Origin of the sequence: Ignisphaera cupida (genome assembly GCF_030186535.1) — an archaeon.
Lineage (GTDB): Archaea > Thermoproteota > Thermoprotei_A > Sulfolobales > Ignisphaeraceae > Ignisphaera > Ignisphaera cupida.
On sequence record NZ_JASNVW010000001.1, the window covers coordinates 94521 to 111288 of the forward strand.

The window sequence follows — 16768 nt, forward strand, 5'->3', positions numbered from 1 at the left end:
ATTTCTCTTGGGCCTTCCCTGTTTTTGTGACTAAAAATGTTATTGCCACTTTCAGGTGTTCCAAAATCTTTGGCTAGTGGATTGATGAAGCACTGCAACTTGAGTATTGTTGATTGGGTCTACAAAACTTTTCCTGATGGAGAGCAGTATCTGAGGCTATTATCAGATGTTGAGGGTAAGAAAATTGTTGTTGCGCAGTCGCTGTACCCCAATCAGGATAGTAAAGTTGTTGAGCTTTATCTTGCTCTTGAAGCTCTTCAAGGATTGAACGCTTCTACACCGGTAGTTGTTATTCCGTATATGGCCTATGCTAGGCAAGATAAAAGGTTTTTGAAGGGAGAACCAATAAGTGTGAAAGCTGTTTATGAGCCTTTGAAGCTATTCAATGTTAAGAAGCTAGTTGTTGTTGATATGCATTCGCAGAGCATATCTAATCTAATTAGTGTTGATGTTGCAAACATTTTGCCACATGCTTACATGATTAAAAGTGCTGGTGTCAAAATAGACTTTGTTTTGTCTCCAGATAAAGGAGCTCTTCATAGAGCTGAAAATGTTGCAAAAACTATTAATGTTGGATTCAACTACTTAGACAAGTTTAGAGACAGAGTCACTGGTGAGATAAGAGTTGATTTGAGGGAACTCGATGTGAAAAATTCAAATGTTGCCATAGTTGATGATATAATCAGCACTGGAGGCACTGTGGCTAAGGCTTGTCAAATACTCTATAATCTAGGTGCAAACAAAGTCTATGCAGTAGTAACTCATGCACTACTATCTGAGAAATCTCTAGAGACTTTATCAAAAGCTGGCTTAACAATGCTCATAACATCAAATAGCATTACACACACAATACAATTACCTCAATGGGTTTTAGTAACTGATTTAAGCGAATTGATATGTGAAGAAGTTAGGAAGATTATGTAATGCTATATGAGATGAGAGCAGATAGTGACTCATTTGTGTATAGCAATGTATTTGTTTTTAAGCTAAGCAATGAGCTGCTTTCACTAGCCTTGTCAGAACTGAACTCAATTATATTTGCTGATGCTCCATCGAGTAAAATCGTTAAGCGTTTTGACGAATTTGTTTTGATAGAGACAAGCGAGGTTTTGGCTCATCACATATGTAGCAGAGCTTCATTTATAATAGAAATGGGTATTCTTAAAAACATTTTTGATGAGGATGATATTGAAGGTTTAAGCAATGAAATTAAGAATTATCTGGATGAAGACAGCGTATGTGTAAGATTTGATGCGATTAGAGGCTTTGGAAAAGAATCTATAGAAAAACTATCGAAACTTATTGAAAAAACTGTTTGGAGCAGATGCAAGAAAACTATTAAAATTTCCTTTGTTGGGGGGCTGGCAATAGTATATGAGGTTTTGTATCGTAGAAAAGAAGCAAAGTTTTTTGATAGAGAGCCTCATAAAAGACCTTGTTACCGTCCTGGAACTATGAAGCCACAACTTGCCAGAGCCTTGGTTAATTTAGCAAAAATATCATCAGCTAAGAACCAGATTATGCTAGATCCTTTTTGTGGTGTTGGCGGAATTGTGTTAGAGGCATGTTCAATGGGTATTCAGTCTCTGTGTAGCGATATAGATGCTAAAATGGTTAAGTGTGCTAGTGAAAACATGAAGTATTTTGGTTGTTGCGAAAAAGTTGATATTATTCTTGCCGACGCCTCGTTTAGAAACATTAGAGGTTTGTGCGTAGATGCTATTGTGACAGATCCTCCATATGGTATACAAAGCACTCCAAGAGGTTTTAGCATATTAGATCTTTTAAGAAATTTTATCATAGTCTCTTCAGAAGTTTTGAAGAGAAATGGGTATGCAGTATTTGCAATACCTATTCAATATGAGGTAGCTATAGACATGTTGTTAGCGGATCAAGGTTTCAAGATAAAGGAGAAGCATGTGAATAGAGTTCATGGCTCCTTAACAAGAGTTATATATGTGGTGAAAAAGCTTTGAAACTTGTATTTCTGGGTACTGGTGCCACAGCCCCCTCGCGAGACAGGTTTTTGCCAGGTATATTACTATGTAGTGTAAAGGAGTGTATGCTGCTTGATTGTGGTGAAGGAACACAAATACAGTTGCTCAAAGCAGGTATTGACTTAGTTAAAATAAGATGTGTTGTGATAACGCATTTGCATGGGGATCATTTCTATGGGATTTATCCACTAATTGATAGTTTTGTTATGAGGGTGAAGACACAAGGACTAAGAGATAAAAGCTTAGCAATTTATGCTCCAAGAGGTTTTTGCAGTACCTTCAACTCTGCTTATTTCAGTGATATTGTTAAATGCTTTGAATTTTCTAAATCCAGTAGTACAGGTAATGAATTTGTTGAAGTAGGAGAATTCAAATTTACATGGCTTCCAATGAGCCATGGTGATGTAGAAGCCTATGGAATATTTGTAGTGATTAAGAACAGGGATAGGGAAATAAAATTGTTTTACTCAGGGGATGGTGTATGCAGAGATGAGTGTGTAGAATTTTTGAAGACAGTGAAGCCGTGCATAATAATTCATGAATCTTCCTTCCTTGACTATAAGGATGATGCTAAAAAGGCTATGGAGAGATTTCATGCAACAACTGCAGAGGCTGCTAACCTAGCTAAAAATGTTAATGCCAAAATCCTTGTGCTTACCCATATAAGTAGCAGGTACCGTGATGATGACTTGAAGGATTTTATTTCAAGAGCGAAGAGAATTTTCAATGGTGATGTATATATAGCGTCTGATCTTTCACTAATTCAATTGGATAGAGTTTTATGCTAAACATCTTTAGGTATTTGAAGATCCCATATCGGTTTTCCATGCGACGTTCTAGGGGCTAGCCAATCTATTATCAACTCTAATTTATTGCTTGAAATAAACAGGTTTATGGGACCTAAAGGACTCTCATTATCTGAATCAACAAAGCTTACAATTCCCTGATAAGCTGCTTGTTTATTGAGTTTAATCTCTATCGAATCACCCCTGCGATTCTTTAAAAAAACATTGCGAGCTGCATCAAGTATTCTTTGTCTTCGCAATGCCTCACGTAGTTTTGTTAGAACCTCTACATCATTTTCTTCAGCAATAACAAGTTTTCTTTCATTACCTATATCCTCTATCTTCATGTTTTTAATATTGAAAATATTCTTCAACGCTTTCACAACCTTGTTAAGATCTTCCGTTGGTCTAACCTCTGTTTCAATTCTTATGTACACCAATTTCTCAGCGCCTCGCTAAAGAATTTTCTTATTTCATTTATAAACTCTTCAATTCTACCCTCATTAACAATCATCTTATCAGCTAATGCAATAACATTTCCAATTCCCCATGAAAGCTCCTCAAAATCTCTTTTTCTAAATTCTTCAAATGTTTTTGGATCTCCCTCTCTACCTCTATTCAATATTCTTTCAAATCTTATTTTTTGTGATGAATGTATAGCTAAAATTATAACATCTTTCAATAAACTCTCTTTTATTGTCTCAATTTCATCTAAGCTTCTAACACCATCAACAACAACAATGCAATTACTTATGCATGCACTAGCTATTTTATTTATAGAAAGTTTAGCAATAGCGTTTTTCCCCAGAGCTTTTCTTAGCTCATTAGCAACACGAAGTATGTTATCCAGCGTTGGTTCTAACCCCTTCTTAGCAACCTCTTCCCTCACTACATCACCTAATGATATTACAGGTAAACCCATTTCCCTAGCTACATCACCAACAACGCTTTTTCCAGCACCTGGCAGCCCAGTTAAAACTATGATTTTTCTGCAAACAAGCATTTGACTAGTCATTTGAAGAACACTTTCACTATTCATAATCAAAACAAAGGTTTATAAACCTAATTTTGTTTTAATTTGCCACACTCTTTGTGAAATGTTCATGAATTTTGAATTACTGAAAAACGCTTAATTTAAAAACTAGAACATAGGCATTTACATTTGGTGGAAACTCTTTGAGTTACAAGGTAAAGGATCTGAGTTTAGCAGATAAGGGAAAGGTGCAAATAGAATGGGCTCGTAAACACATGCCTGTTCTAGACATTATTCATGAGGAGTTTAGTAAAGAAAAGCCATTGAAAGGCATAAGAATTTCAGCAGTTCTTCATGTTACTAAGGAAACAGCTGTTTTGGTTGAGACTTTGATGGCTGGTGGGGCAGAGGTTTGGCTTGCAGCAAGCAATCCTCTTTCTACACAAGATGATGTTGCTGCGGCACTAGCTGTTGAAGGTGTACATGTTTTTGCGTGGAGAGGTGAGACGCAGGAGGAGTATTTCGATGCTATAAAAACAATTGCTGAGGCACAACCACACATTGTTATTGATGATGGTGGTGATTTGCATGCATATCTTCATAGCTCTGCAGAGGAAATTGCTAGAAAAGTGTTTGGTGGTACTGAGGAAACAACTACAGGTGTTCACAGGTTAAAGGCTATGGAGAAACAAAAAATTTTGAAGTATCCCGTAATAGCTGTTAATAATGCGTTAACAAAATTCATGTTTGATAATAGATATGGTACAGGTCAAAGCACAATAGATGGAATATTAAGAGCTACAAACATTCTTATAGCAGGTAAAATTGTTGTTGTTGCTGGATATGGCTGGGTTGGGCGTGGAATTGCTTTAAGAGCTAGAGGAATGGGTGCAAGAGTAATAATAACAGAGGTTGATCCAATTAGGGCATTAGAAGCTGTAATGGATGGTTTTGAGGTTATGAAAATGGATAAAGCAGCTGAATTAGGAGATATATTCATAACCGCAACTGGAAACATTGATGTGATAACAAAAAGACACTTTGAAAAGATGAAGGATGGAGTGATACTAGCTAATGCAGGTCATTTTGATGTTGAGGTTAGTGTAAGGGATTTGGAGAGCATTGCAGTTTCAAAGAGAGAGATTAGGAATTGTGTAACTGAGTATGTGCTGCCTAGTGGTAAAAGGCTTTACCTTCTTGGAAAGGGGAGACTAGTAAATCTCGTGTGTGCCGAGGGTCATTCTAGCGAAGTTATGGATATGAGCTTCGCTAACCAAGCTTTATCTGTAAGATATATTGTGGAGAATAAAGATGTTTTGGAAAAAAGAGTATATGACGTTCCAAGGGAAATAGATAGTAGAGTTGCGGAGCTGAAGCTAAGATCCATGGGCATAGAAATAGATTCCTTAACTGAGGAGCAGAGAAGGTATTTGGAAAGCTGGAAATAATTCAATGAATTATTTTCAGTATTCTTCGTAGTATAATCTTCCAAGTAATGAAGCTATTCTATCTGCTACGTGAAGAGGGTAGGGATATGAGTAATACCGACACAAAAAGTTTAGAATTGCCTCGGCTTGGTGTATTGGTAAACCTATTGAGAAGTATCTTAATGTTGTATCACCAACTCTTATCCTGTTTGATGACATGTAAACATGTTTTATAACTGAGTACCTGTATTCATGATCCGGAAAATGTTTTTTCAATGCAGCATATATTTTCTCCAAGTCTAGGGGGTATCTAAACACTGTTATTACTGGAATGGAGTATATTCTATAGATTTTAGTTGGATCAACAATGTTAAACCCTGCATATGTTACACCATCGAGAAACACAGCATTTACTTCATGTAGTGATAAAGCATCTTCAACTATTTCCAAAACTTTTTGTGTTCCATCCAACGAGTCTATCGTTATGTTGTTGAAAATAATGTCAACAATTCTTCTATTTCTTGTAAGAACACCAACAAGAATTGTTTTTCTTTTTGGCTCAACTCTTTTGTAGAGAATGTTGAAATAACCATCATCTATTCCCAGAAAGTAGTTGTGAAACATATGGATCCTCACTCAAAGCCTTTACCACAACATCTTCTGGTACGGCTAAAGATATTACTCTTGTTTTTCCATATCTTCCTCTGCTTATAACTCTAGCTGTTATTATGCCAGTCATATCTAGCTCGCTTAGAATATCGCTTACTCTTCTCTGTGTAACACTTTCAATACCTATTTTCGAGCATAGAGACTTGTAGTGAGTATAAACCTCTCCAGTTGTTGTTTTTCCATTGCTTGTTTTTGTCAGGTTTAGAATAGCTAGCAAAACTAGTTTGCTGTGAAGAGGCATTGTGGATATGACTTCACTTGCTCTATCAACTTCTATTTCCCTCAAAGCCTTATACACATGCTCTATTAAAACCTTTTCACTTCCCTCTCTCTCAGCTATTTCACCTGCTACTCTTAGCAAATCAAGAGCTCTTCTAGCATCGCCATGCTCTCTAGCTGCTAAAGCTGCGCATAAGCTAATAACGGATTTGTCTATTGCTCCTGGTTTAAAAGCTATTTTTGCTCTTCTCGTCAAGATGTCTTCAAGTTGTACTGCGTTGTATGGTGGGAATACAAGCTCCACTTCTCCTAAACTGCTTCTAACTCTTGGATCAAGGTCTTCAACAAGTTTCAAATCATTTGTTATACCAATTATAGCTATTTTGGAGTTTGTTAGCTCATCGCTACTTCTAGTCAATCTATACAGTATCTCATCACCACTTCTCTTAATCAGAAAATCGATTTCATCTAGAACAGCAATCATTATAGAGGATCTCGAGTCTAAAACCTTTAAGAATCTCCTATAGGCTTCTGCCGTGGATATTCCTGTAAAGGGTAGTCTCAGTCCTACACACTCAGCAAGTTTAACAATAACTCTATATGTTGTATCATCCTGTCTTGTATTCACATAGCATGTAACAATGTCTACTCCAAGCTCTAGCGACTTGCTATGCAATCTCTTCAAAACATACTTCGTTACAGCAGTTTTGCCTGTACCAGTCAACCCATATATAAACACATTACTTGGTTTAGAACCTTTTAGCGATGGCGCAAGTATAGAACCCAACTTAGCTATTTGCTCCTCCCTATGGGGAAGCTCATCAGGAATATACTCTGGTCTAAGAACATCTCTATCAATAAACACAGTGGATTTAAGTGTATTTACAAAAATCTTGTCAAGCAAATCATTTATTGCACTACTCATGACAGCTGATCACATAATATATGTTGTATATAGCAAATAATATAATTTATGAGTAACATTAACTAATTGAAAATAGCTATAGACTCAGCAAAACATTTCAAAATTCTTGCAACACCAAAACAAATTATTTATTTTTTTCATAATAACGATTAAAAACTTATAAAGGTTGAAAAATCACTGTGTCCATTGATTAACTAAAGCTGTTTCTGATTTAGCGATAAATTTAAATGCTTTTGCTCATATACAAATGCTTGATGATGAGTGAAGAAGTTGCGTAAGCCCATCTCTGTGATCCGCTATGCGGTGAGAGGGGGTGAGAGAGTGAGAGTTGTAGATGGGAACCTTGTGGCGTTGGGCTCGACAGGGTCCCATGAGGCTTGGGTGAAGCTGGTGAATCCAAGCCTAGGGCCAACCCCACTCACGAAGTTAAAAGTGATTGAAACCAATTATAAGTATCGTGAGTGGGGAAACGCGGGCCGGTAGCTCAGCTGGAAGAGCACTCGGTTCGCACCCGAGAGGTCCCGGGTTCGAATCCCGGCCGGTCCACCAAACCACTACACTCAATTATGAAAATAAGCGTTGCCCCGATTTTCACACTCTGAAGAAGGTTATTGATATCTATTCCTAATTGCAATAGGTTTTTTGTGAAAAAGTGGATTTGATTTAATTAAAAAAGGTTTGTCTTATAAACCAAATAGTATTAAAGGTATTATTACTGATGATGATACTGCCATAACTTTGATCATAATGTTTATTGCTGGTCCTGCTGCGTCTTTTAATGGATCTCCAACTGTGTCTCCAACAACTGCTGCCTTATGTGTTTCTGAGCCTTTGCCTCCAAAGTTTCCTGCTTCAACAAATTTCTTTGCATTGTCCCATGTGTTTCCAACATTGCCTTGGAATAGCCCTAGTAGGAGTCCTGATCCTATAGAGCCTGTTAATAGTCCTCCTAGCATTGCAGCTCCTTTCCATATGTCTCCACTTGCAGGTCCTGTTACTGCTATTACTATTGGGGCTAGTAGTGCTAGAACTCCTGGTGCAATTAGTCTTCGTAGTGCATAGAATGTAACTATTTGTACAGCTCTTTCATAATCTGGTCTCTCCTTCCATTCTAAAATACCTGGCTTTTCTCTAAACTGCCTTCTAATTTCGTCAACAAGTCTTCCAGCAGCAGCACTAACTGCTTGAATAACCATGGCAACAAACACAGCAACTATTACAACACCAATTATTATTCCACCTATGAAGTATGCTCCATATTCTGCATGTCCAGCATTGAATATTGTTTGCATAACCTGATCTACTCTAAGACCACTTCTACTTGAAAGCACGCTTGCAAAGCTAAATAGAAGTGCCAAAGCTGTTAATGCTGCTGAGCCTATTGCATAGCCTTTTGATATAGATTTCATTGTGTTGCCTGCAGAATCAAGCATATCTGCAAGAGATCTCACATCCTCTTCATAACCAGCCTGTTCTGCCAATCCAGCAGCGTTATCAACTATTGGGCCATAGGCATCAGCAGCAACAACTATTGGTGCTACAGCCAACATACCTGTACCAGCTAATGCAGCTGAGTATATCCCAGCTAACAGCTTTTCAGTCGTGCTTAGAACAGAGCCTATTGCGTAAGAAGCTACAGCAGCTAAAGCAATTGCAATACCTGGTATGAATGTGCTGTAAAAGCCCATTGACAAGCCACTTAAAATTGTTAGTGCAGGTCCAAACTGAGAGTTTTGTGCAACTATTTTCACTGGTTTATAGAGTGGCGATGTGAAGTAGTCTGAAGTAAATCCAACAACAGCTCCGGCAACTAGGCCTAGAACTCCAACAATAAATGCTGGTGCAATTGTTGGTGCCATGGCATATGTAACCACACCATTTATTAGTGCTGCTGCAATGATTGACAATATAGATGTTGCTGTTAATGTTCTTCCTGGTTGACTAAATGGTGATACTGATACAAATTGCGCTATTGCTATTGATGCTATAAGTGCAGTAGCACTGAATAGAACTGGGTATGCAACCAGATCAAGACTTCCTAGAACAGCTGCTATAGCCATTGGAGCTATCATACCCTCCACATAAGACTCGAAAAGATCAGCACCCATGCCTGCGCAATCACCAACATTATCACCAACGTTATCAGCTATAACACCTGGGTTTCTCGGATCATCCTCTGGAATACCAACCTCAACTTTTCCAACAAGATCAGCACCAACATCGGCAGCTTTAGTATATATACCTCCACCAACTCTAGCAAACAAAGCTGCTGTACTAGCACCAAATGCATAGCCAAGAAGTATCTGCGTAACATTAACAGGATCTGCAAAACCATTCAATGCTATGAACAGTCCAGCTGTTCCCACAAGCCCTATTCCACCAACAAGAAAACCTGTTACAGAACCTCCTCTAAACGCTAATGACAAGGCGCTTTTCAGACCCTTTTTAGTCAATGCGTTTAAAACTCTAACATTGCTTAAAACCCCCATGATCATGCCAACAATGCTTACAGTAGCTGAGCTAAGACCACCAAGCAAATAAGCTACACCAGTCCATAACACTAGGCTGCTTCCAGTTACAACACCTATAACAATTAGTATTATGGATATTATTGAGATTATAGACAATATTACTGTGAACTGAGCTTTGATATATGCCATTGAGGCACTCTTTATGTACTCATGTATTTGAGCAGCTCTCTTGCTATTTTCGTCATCTTGAAGAATTCTAATCCTTGTTATGTGTACTATTAAGCCAACAACATATAAAATACCTATTAGACCAGATGCTAAACCAAGCCACATACTCATCTCTATAAGGCCCATGTTAAAACACCCATTCTTTGCATTCTTCACATTTAGCCAAACTTTAAAGTACTAAAAACTGTTGCCTAATATACTCTATATACAATTGTATACAAAAAATATAGAACTATACATGAGAACAAGCATATTTTTCGCATTTTGGATAAGGCGTTGAATTCAATGGTCATGCTATAAAGCAGGGAAAGATTAAAAAAGTTAAAGAGGCCAGCACTTTATATTTTATTGTCTCGGCTAAGTCATGTTTTGGTGCCTTAGTTGTACTCATCACTAGAGAGACTCTACATAGACTATTTATATTCTGTGTTTGGTTTCTATGCAGAAAATTTATTGAGTATAGAACCTGGAAGAATTATATTAAGAAATACTGAAAAAAGCAATTTGTTTGAACATGAACATGTTATTACCTGGCACAATTTCCTACTCGAAATATTTCATTCAAAATTTACACAAAGAAGATATGCATTGATTTTGCCTTGTAGTAGTGTAAAGCCCTATAGACTCTCTCCTACACATCAGATAGTTGAGAAAAGACTTAGCAATAGTTATGCACATAACAAGATACAGGTTTATGTGCTTTCAGAACCAATGATATTGGTTCCTAGAGAGCTTGACATATACTACCCATTTGCAAACTATGATTACCCACCTAAAGAGCTTGATCAGAAGCATAGAAACATGTTCATCGAGATTCTCTCAAATGTCTTAAAAAAACTAGAATACCATAAACATATCGTGGCGTTTCTGCCCAAGCATCATATGAACATTCTTCAAAACGCTTTATATGGATGTGGACAATGTGTAGATGTGACAATCTATGAGTATGGGAAAAAAGCCTTTCAACAAATCAAAAAAGTTGTTGATTATCTAATTGATTTAGTTGCTAATGATACTAGTAGTTAACCACTTTTCTCTTTGCTAGCTTCAACCATGTCGCCATAGTATTGTCTTAGAAGTCTTCTAATGTCTGCTGATTGTGTAAATGTTTTGTATGCATTGAATGCTACTTCATAATACTTCTCCTTGTCCTCATCAAATATACTTACTATTTTCTCAAGTTTCTTGAGAAAATCTGTGTAATCCTCTTCATCAACTTTTTTAGCAAAATCTGATTCCAGATCTATAAACTGGTCAAGTTCTTTTCCAAAGAACCAGCCATTAACATTATCCTCTATAAGCTCCAGACTTGCGCCATCTCTTGACGAAAGTGTTGGAACTCCATTAACTCCAGCTTTCATCATGCTTGTACCGCTAGCCTCCCAGCAACTAAATGGTGTAAACAGTAGAAGGTCTACTGATGAAAGTGTGTAATATGCAAAGTTCGTGTCGTAGCTTGGGTAATAGAAAAAGTTATTCATAACTCTGCTAAACTTTGTGAATATTGCTGCTAGCTCCCTACCCCACTGATCATTTGGATGAGGCTTTCCAGAAACAACCACAAATACTCTGTCTTTGAGATCGTTATTTTCCTCTAAAAGCCATTCAATGAAATAAGGTCTTTTATACTTCGTTATTCTTCTTGTCCACGCAACAATTATTCTATCATTAATTGACTTGCCAGAAAGAGCTCTAATCATAGACCTGTACTCATTTCTCAAATTCTCATGCGCCTTGGCAAGCTCTTCTGCAGACTTCAACTCTTTTCCAACTCTTTGCCACTTCTCAACATCTACAGCATTTGTTACATAACTCATTTTGTTTGCATACTTTGGGAAAAAGGTTTTTGTAATCTCAAAATGTTTTCGAGATACCGCAAAAACCTTTTCCACAACCTCCATAGCTGCTTCAGTCATTGTTTTAACATTTGGTAGCGATATTCCAAGAACCTCCTCAGCTTCTTTACACAATTTTGGATGGCCCCATGGACCAGGGGTGTGAGTAACAAACCTTGTTCTAATCTCCTTTGGCAAAAGATATGGAACAAAAGCCAAGTGAGCTTCCTGAACATCAACAACATGTATTTGGGTTTCTTTCGCAATTCTCTTTATTATCTCACTAGAAATTGCAGCAGCTGTTATATAGTATGTGCACTCGTCAATGTGATGTCTATACAAATATCTAAATAGTCTTGCTGCAGAGGTTGGTCTTTTAACTCTATATAAAATGGCTTTGGCAGAGCCATAGCTATATTCAAACAGATCTGCCTCAGCCAAGAACCTTCCATCACTTCTCCTAGCCTCTAAAGACCCTATATAGATTAGTTTAGACAAAAAAGTCGTGCTATGCCTATGCCTTATCTCAACAAAAACTCTTGTTTTGTTAACAAAATCCCAATCAACATATCCATTGGGATAGAAAGGCGCTATTAAAATATATGGAAGACCAAGTCTAGCGGCTCCATAAAATTTATCAGCCTCCAAAACTCCCAAACCACCAGCATAATTAGCCGAACCCTCCAAAGCAACCTCCATAGAAACACTTACAACAGCTTTCTGCATTGCAAATCCTCGTTAAACTCTCCAAAAATTAAGCATATATAAGCCATGAATCAAATCAATGAATAGAATTAATAAACAACCATTAATAAGCAATAAAGACATAAAAATTTAGAAGCAAACAAAATAAAAGGGCCCGTAGCTTAGCTTGGACAAAGCGCCGGCCTGCGGAGCCGGAGACCCGGGGTTCAAATCCCCGCGGGCCCGCCACAACCAATTGTCTATAAGCTTATTGCAGACCTTCATAAGTATGGTCAACTGTGAAGAACTTGAAATAGAAATTGAAACTAAACTGTACTGCATTTACGTGTTAAGTATAGAATTTGTAACTCATTTTGATTCACTTATGCCAAGCACAGAATGTGCTTTCTACAGCAAGTCTTTTATTATCACTGATTCTCTCATCAGATATCACATATAATTGTTATTGCAATTGAAACATGATGCATTTCATGTTGGTAGAAAATGGTTAGAAAAATAAATAAAGTTGAGAATTAGTTGTTTCAAAGCTTTTTATTGATTACTAAACGATATCTCTATTGGAATGGGGTAGTGTATAGAATAGTCCCACTCCCACCAACACCACCATAGGAAACATTTTTGGTACCAGTGTCTAAATCCAGCTGAGGGACTTACTTCAACAACATACCTTATAGCGTTCGGTTTCTCTGGATATACTTTTGAATATACAGCTGTCACTTCAAATGTCCATGCCACTCCTAGTTCTGCGGAATTTGAAGGAGGCTCATTACAGTGCCAGAACTCCCAATGAGTTTTGGGATAAACATCTGTTAAACTCCATGAAACCCCATTTGGTTGCCAGGATATTGCAATTCCATATGTCGCCGATATTGCAGGACCATCTTTACTTACAGAAACTGACATGCTAAAGGATTCTGTGAGCTGTGTCACGCAACCTGCTGTTTGCGATGAAGAGGGTATTGATCTATCGAAACCAAGTGCGCCATAAACATCATAAATATATGGACCAACACCTCCACCTGTGGCTGACTGACCAGCCCTGCCTGCAACAGTCCATCCTTCAGTGTTGCCCGAGGGATTTACCGGGTCATTTGTATCCCGTAGGTATATAGCATACCATTCAACATATCCATTTTGAACATAGCCCGAGAACTTGTATATCTCTATAGTATAGTATAGAATACTATATGACCATAATTATCCTTATAATAATCATTTCGATAGAATATTAGAGTCCAATTCTGTTGGCTGAGGCTTGCATTTGCTGTGAGTGGGTGTAGCAATATTGATATTAACAGTGTTGTGGTAAATGCTACTACCTTTTTCGCTATCCTCATCATCTACCACTAAACTCTTTCTCCGCATTCATAATGCTTACAACAAGGCCCTCTAAAGCGTCGCTTACTAGCTTCTCAATGTTTTTATTCGCTGCATCAGATATTACGTGGCCTCCTACCCCTACTGGTATAAGCCTACCATTATCAATTTTGTATGTCATGCCTACAATACCAAACAATCTTTTCATAACAACATACTCTTTCTTACCACTACTCCACACCTTAGTTGCTGTAATCTCTGAGCTAGCATATGGGAAGCTAGTTCCAAAAAGTTTTCTCCACACCTCGCCAGCCAGCCTAGTATCGTTATAGGCTATCAGCACATAAGTTCCGTTCATCATGCATTCATGAAGTTTGTTGGGGAGGGTGGTAGAAGAGGTTAATTCGTTAGCAATACTGTTATCCAGCAAATCAATTATTAGAATCTTTGGGCAATCAATTAACTTTAGCTCATCAAGTGATTTAAGCCTATGAACATTAATGCCATGACTGCTCAAAGGCTTTAACATGGCTTGATACAACACGCCGCTACCATCAACAACAACGAATTTGCCAAAATTACTGCGAATATACTCAAAAGCCATAGTTACATTTGCATCTGCATTAACACTAGGTTTAGGTGCTGAGATAACACCACTGCTGGAAGCACTCCAGTGATGAAAATAGAGCAAGGAGGCTGAAACAACTATTGCCAACACTATAACTGTGGCTAATATGTGGACTGAGCCCAAAGCTTTGCTCAACCTAATTAACCTATGCATATAGCCACCCAAAATTCTCTATATAGCTACTCAGCTTATTTTTTTATGAAAATCAGCTAAAGAGAGGAATTATGGTTCTGACCTCCTCCCCACACTAAGGAACAAGGGTTTCTATAGCGGCTCATAGGTTTTTCAGCATCTATTTGTTTTCACATTTGTCATACGGGAGGCAGTCGGGAGGGTCGAAGCTTCCCCCATATGAATACTCTGGGTTGCCAAACCCTCATCAATTTCTTGGGGGCAACCCATCACCGAATAGTGAATATTATCAGATTCATCATCGCGAAGAATATTATGCACAAAACTTATAAACCTTCATCCCCACCATAAATGGCAAAACTTTCAGTTGTAAAATCTAATGACTGTAAACTTTTCGATAGTGTTTATAAGATGCATTGTTTTAAGGTTTGTATGGGGTTTTGAATGGGTTTTGAGCAGGATGTTGTTTATAGGTTTAGAGGAGTGGAGGTTATGAATAGAGATGTTGCAAAGCTTTTGGTTAATGTTCTTAGTTATGGCTCTATAAACAAGGCTTCTAAGGCTGTTGGTATTAATTATTCCAGGGCCTGGTCTATTGTTAGGAGGGTGGGGCTTGGTTTGGGTGGTATAGGATCTGTTTATAGGGGTGGTAGGTTTGGTGGCGGGGTTAAGTTGTCCAGTAGTGTAGTGGATTTATTGAAAAGGTACTTAGCGAGTTATCAAAGAATTAGTTTTGAGAAGCCTAGCTTTTCCCAAATGTTTTTGTACTATAGAGGTAGCCATGATATTGCATTAGAGTATTTGCTTCGTATGCTTGAGGAAAGAGGGTTTCTTGTCTTTAGCGAATTTGTTGGCTCTTTTGCTGGGCTAGCCTCACTCTCGCTGGGGGAATCGGATTTTGCTGGTATTCACATAGTTGATGAGAATTTAAGACCTTCTAACATAAGATTTGTTAAGAAGCTTGGTCTAGAGAATAGAGTTGTTGTTGTGAGAGGCTATGACAGGTTGCAAGGATTTATGGCTAGAAGCTCTATAGGAAGTCTAGAAGATGTTGCAAAGTCTATAGCAACAGGAGTCTACACAATTGCTTTAAGACCTGCTTCAACAGGTACTAGAATGATATTTAATGTGCTTTTAGATCAATGGATTGAGAAACTAGGTGGAAAAAATGTGATGAGGTTTGTGGAAGGAGAAACACATGTTGATGTAGCTAATACTATAAAAAGTGGTGTTGCCGATATAGGTCTTGGAATAGCTTATGCAGCAAAACTACATAACCTAAAATTTGCTCCTGTAACATGGGAAAGCTTCGACTTTGTATTCTTAGCAAAATCCATAGACCCTACTGTCATAAAGATATTCTCCTCTATTCTAAAAGATAAAGACTTTCAAAGCTTTCTAGAATCGTGCGAAGGCTATAGAATTCCAAAAGATATAGGAGAAATATTGGCAATAACATAACGAAAAAGCGTTATCAATACTCATAGATAACGCTTATAAACCCCTCCACAAGAAAAATTTTTCTTAGCGTGATTTGCATGAAACAAGCTCTAATGTACAGCTTAGTAATTGTTGCAGTGATTGTTGCTGGTGTCGCAGGATTTTTCGTGGGGTACTACTATGGAGGACATAGAGAAGCTGGGATGCAGACAAACTCTATAGTGGTCTCAACCACTACATCGCTTTACCAAATAGGTATACTCAACAGTTTCTTTAATGAGTTTAGAAACTTGACTAAGTTGAATATTCAATTCAATGTGTTGGCTAAAGGAAGTGGCGAGGCGTTAAGGCTTTTATCAGATGGCTCTGCATGCATAGGCTTTACCCATGCACCTTCTCTTGAGCTTCAATACATGAACCAAGGTAAGATAGAAAGACTAGCGATTTTCGGATACAACGAATTCATAATTGTTGGACCACCTGATGATCCTGCAAATGTGAGTAAGGCTTCGGATGCCGTCGATGCTTTTAAGAGAATATATGAGGCTGGGGAAAAAGGCTTAGCAAAATTTGTTAGCAGAGGTGACATGTCTGGTACAAATGTTAGAGAGTTGCAGTTATGGAAACTACTAAAACTTAATCCAGAGGGCAGGCCATGGTATCTGAAATCAGGTCAGGGCATGGCCCAAACACTTCTAATGGCTGATAATCTCAAAGCCTATACATTAACAGATGTAGGCTCATATTTAAATCTAAAGAGTCAAGGCAAGCTAAGCAACCTGGCTGATTTGAAGAGGGACTTCAAATACTTAATAAATGTGTATGCAATATATCTATCAAAAGCACCTTCATGTGATAACCAGTTTACGTGGTATGTAGCATATAAGCTAAGGGACTATGTGATGAATCAAGGCCAGGATCTATTAAATAATAAGTACAAGGGGCTTGTAAATCCTGCTAAAGGTAATGAAACTATGGTTGAAGAGGCCTGGCGCTCCCTAACAAAATTAGGCTAAA

The 16768-nt window shown here is 37.9% G+C and carries 15 protein-coding genes and 2 tRNA genes; 9 read left to right on the forward strand and 8 right to left on the reverse strand.

Annotated features, from left to right (window positions below; genetic code table 11):
* The first annotated feature begins 36 nt into the window (after nt 1-36).
* From prs to QPL79_RS00570, 3 genes are read left to right on the forward strand one after another with little or no spacing between them, the layout of a single operon-like run.
* A complete protein-coding gene (gene prs, locus QPL79_RS00560) occupies nt 37-924 on the forward strand; it encodes a ribose-phosphate diphosphokinase (protein ID WP_285272840.1) in 888 nt (295 codons plus the stop codon).
* 11 nt (nt 925-935) lie between these two features.
* Entirely contained in the window at nt 936-1976 is a 1041-nt protein-coding gene (locus QPL79_RS00565; RefSeq protein WP_285272841.1) for a TRM11 family SAM-dependent methyltransferase, read from the forward strand.
* Nucleotides 1973-2785: an MBL fold metallo-hydrolase gene (locus QPL79_RS00570; RefSeq protein ID WP_285272842.1), complete on the forward strand. Its 813-nt coding sequence runs from the start codon at nt 1973-1975 to the stop codon at nt 2783-2785. Before QPL79_RS00565 ends, QPL79_RS00570 begins: the two co-directional genes overlap by 4 nt.
* On the opposite strand, the gene QPL79_RS00575 is transcribed toward QPL79_RS00570, so the two are convergent.
* Together QPL79_RS00575 and QPL79_RS00580 are read right to left on the reverse strand one after the other, a co-directional pair.
* Nucleotides 2782-3219 carry an RNA-binding domain-containing protein gene (locus tag QPL79_RS00575; RefSeq protein WP_285273392.1) on the reverse strand — a complete coding sequence of 146 codons (438 nt, stop codon included), beginning with the start codon at nt 3217-3219 and terminating at the stop codon, nt 2782-2784. The genes QPL79_RS00570 and QPL79_RS00575 overlap by 4 nt on opposite strands.
* Nucleotides 3210-3821, reverse strand: a complete 612-nt coding sequence (locus tag QPL79_RS00580) for an AAA family ATPase (protein WP_285272843.1) — start codon at nt 3819-3821, stop codon at nt 3210-3212. Before QPL79_RS00580 ends, QPL79_RS00575 begins: the two co-directional genes overlap by 10 nt.
* Before the next feature lie 137 nt (nt 3822-3958).
* Between QPL79_RS00580 and ahcY the strand changes: the two genes are divergently transcribed.
* Nucleotides 3959-5203, forward strand: a complete 1245-nt coding sequence (gene ahcY / locus QPL79_RS00585) for an adenosylhomocysteinase (RefSeq protein ID WP_285272844.1) — start codon at nt 3959-3961, stop codon at nt 5201-5203.
* Nucleotides 5204-5218: 15 nt separating this feature from the next.
* On the opposite strand, the gene QPL79_RS00590 is transcribed toward ahcY, so the two are convergent.
* Entirely contained in the window at nt 5219-5806 is a 588-nt protein-coding gene (locus tag QPL79_RS00590; RefSeq protein ID WP_285272845.1) for an endonuclease dU, read from the reverse strand.
* Complete coding sequence (locus QPL79_RS00595; protein WP_350309061.1) at nt 5775-6983, reverse strand: ORC1-type DNA replication protein; 1209 nt, start codon at nt 6981-6983, stop codon at nt 5775-5777. The genes QPL79_RS00590 and QPL79_RS00595 overlap by 32 nt, the downstream gene beginning before the upstream one ends.
* A 485-nt stretch (nt 6984-7468) precedes the next feature.
* Here QPL79_RS00595 and QPL79_RS00600 point away from each other — a divergent pair.
* A tRNA-Ala gene (locus tag QPL79_RS00600) sits at nt 7469-7544 on the forward strand.
* Between the two features lie 134 nt (nt 7545-7678).
* Here QPL79_RS00600 and QPL79_RS00605 read toward each other — a convergent pair.
* Nucleotides 7679-9820 (reverse strand): sodium-translocating pyrophosphatase, encoded by a 2142-nt coding sequence (locus tag QPL79_RS00605; RefSeq protein WP_285272847.1) that lies wholly within the window; start codon nt 9818-9820, stop codon nt 7679-7681.
* Nucleotides 9821-10075: 255 nt separating this feature from the next.
* Here QPL79_RS00605 and QPL79_RS00610 point away from each other — a divergent pair, with 255 nt between their 5' ends.
* Complete coding sequence (locus tag QPL79_RS00610; RefSeq protein WP_285272848.1) at nt 10076-10720, forward strand: DUF5591 domain-containing protein; 645 nt, start codon at nt 10076-10078, stop codon at nt 10718-10720.
* Here QPL79_RS00610 and QPL79_RS00615 read toward each other — a convergent pair.
* Nucleotides 10717-12255, reverse strand: a complete 1539-nt coding sequence (locus QPL79_RS00615; protein ID WP_285272849.1) for a glycogen/starch/alpha-glucan phosphorylase — start codon at nt 12253-12255, stop codon at nt 10717-10719. The two genes, QPL79_RS00610 and QPL79_RS00615, sit on opposite strands and share 4 nt — an antisense overlap.
* Nucleotides 12256-12384: 129 nt before the next feature.
* Between QPL79_RS00615 and QPL79_RS00620 the strand changes: the two genes are divergently transcribed.
* Nucleotides 12385-12462: transfer RNA gene (locus QPL79_RS00620), tRNA-Arg, on the forward strand.
* A 303-nt stretch (nt 12463-12765) separates the two neighbouring features.
* Here the strand turns inward: QPL79_RS00620 and QPL79_RS00625 are convergent.
* Nucleotides 12766-13137 carry a hypothetical protein gene (locus QPL79_RS00625; RefSeq protein ID WP_285272850.1) on the reverse strand — a complete coding sequence of 124 codons (372 nt, stop codon included), beginning with the start codon at nt 13135-13137 and terminating at the stop codon, nt 12766-12768.
* 433 nt (nt 13138-13570) lie between these two features.
* Nucleotides 13571-14332 carry a hypothetical protein gene (locus QPL79_RS00630; protein ID WP_285272851.1) on the reverse strand — a complete coding sequence of 254 codons (762 nt, stop codon included), beginning with the start codon at nt 14330-14332 and terminating at the stop codon, nt 13571-13573.
* 423 nt (nt 14333-14755) lie between these two features.
* Between QPL79_RS00630 and QPL79_RS00635 the strand changes: the two genes are divergently transcribed.
* A complete protein-coding gene (locus tag QPL79_RS00635) occupies nt 14756-15772 on the forward strand; it encodes a substrate-binding domain-containing protein (RefSeq protein ID WP_285272852.1) in 1017 nt (338 codons plus the stop codon).
* A 77-nt stretch (nt 15773-15849) separates the two neighbouring features.
* A complete protein-coding gene (locus QPL79_RS00640) occupies nt 15850-16767 on the forward strand; it encodes an ABC transporter substrate-binding protein (RefSeq protein WP_285272853.1) in 918 nt (305 codons plus the stop codon).
* Nucleotide 16768 lies beyond the last annotated feature (1 nt).

Bases quoted from the DNA above. Each gene is read 5' to 3' on its own strand.
- QPL79_RS00605 (WP_285272847.1), bottom strand. From the start codon at position 9,820: ATGGGCCTTATAGAGATGAGTATGTGGCTTGGTTTAGCATCTGGTCTA.
- prs (WP_285272840.1), top strand. From the start codon at position 37: ATGTTATTGCCACTTTCAGGTGTTCCAAAATCTTTGGCTAGTGGATTG.
- QPL79_RS00625 (WP_285272850.1), bottom strand. From the start codon at position 13,137: ATGTCAGTTTCTGTAAGTAAAGATGGTCCTGCAATATCGGCGACATAT.
- QPL79_RS00640 (WP_285272853.1), top strand. From the start codon at position 15,850: ATGAAACAAGCTCTAATGTACAGCTTAGTAATTGTTGCAGTGATTGTT.
- QPL79_RS00590 (WP_285272845.1), bottom strand. From the start codon at position 5,806: ATGTTTCACAACTACTTTCTGGGAATAGATGATGGTTATTTCAACATT.
- QPL79_RS00615 (WP_285272849.1), bottom strand. From the start codon at position 12,255: ATGCAGAAAGCTGTTGTAAGTGTTTCTATGGAGGTTGCTTTGGAGGGT.
- QPL79_RS00580 (WP_285272843.1), bottom strand. From the start codon at position 3,821: ATGAATAGTGAAAGTGTTCTTCAAATGACTAGTCAAATGCTTGTTTGC.
- QPL79_RS00635 (WP_285272852.1), top strand. From the start codon at position 14,756: ATGGGTTTTGAGCAGGATGTTGTTTATAGGTTTAGAGGAGTGGAGGTT.
- QPL79_RS00630 (WP_285272851.1), bottom strand. From the start codon at position 14,332: ATGCATAGGTTAATTAGGTTGAGCAAAGCTTTGGGCTCAGTCCACATA.
- QPL79_RS00565 (WP_285272841.1), top strand. From the start codon at position 936: ATGAGAGCAGATAGTGACTCATTTGTGTATAGCAATGTATTTGTTTTT.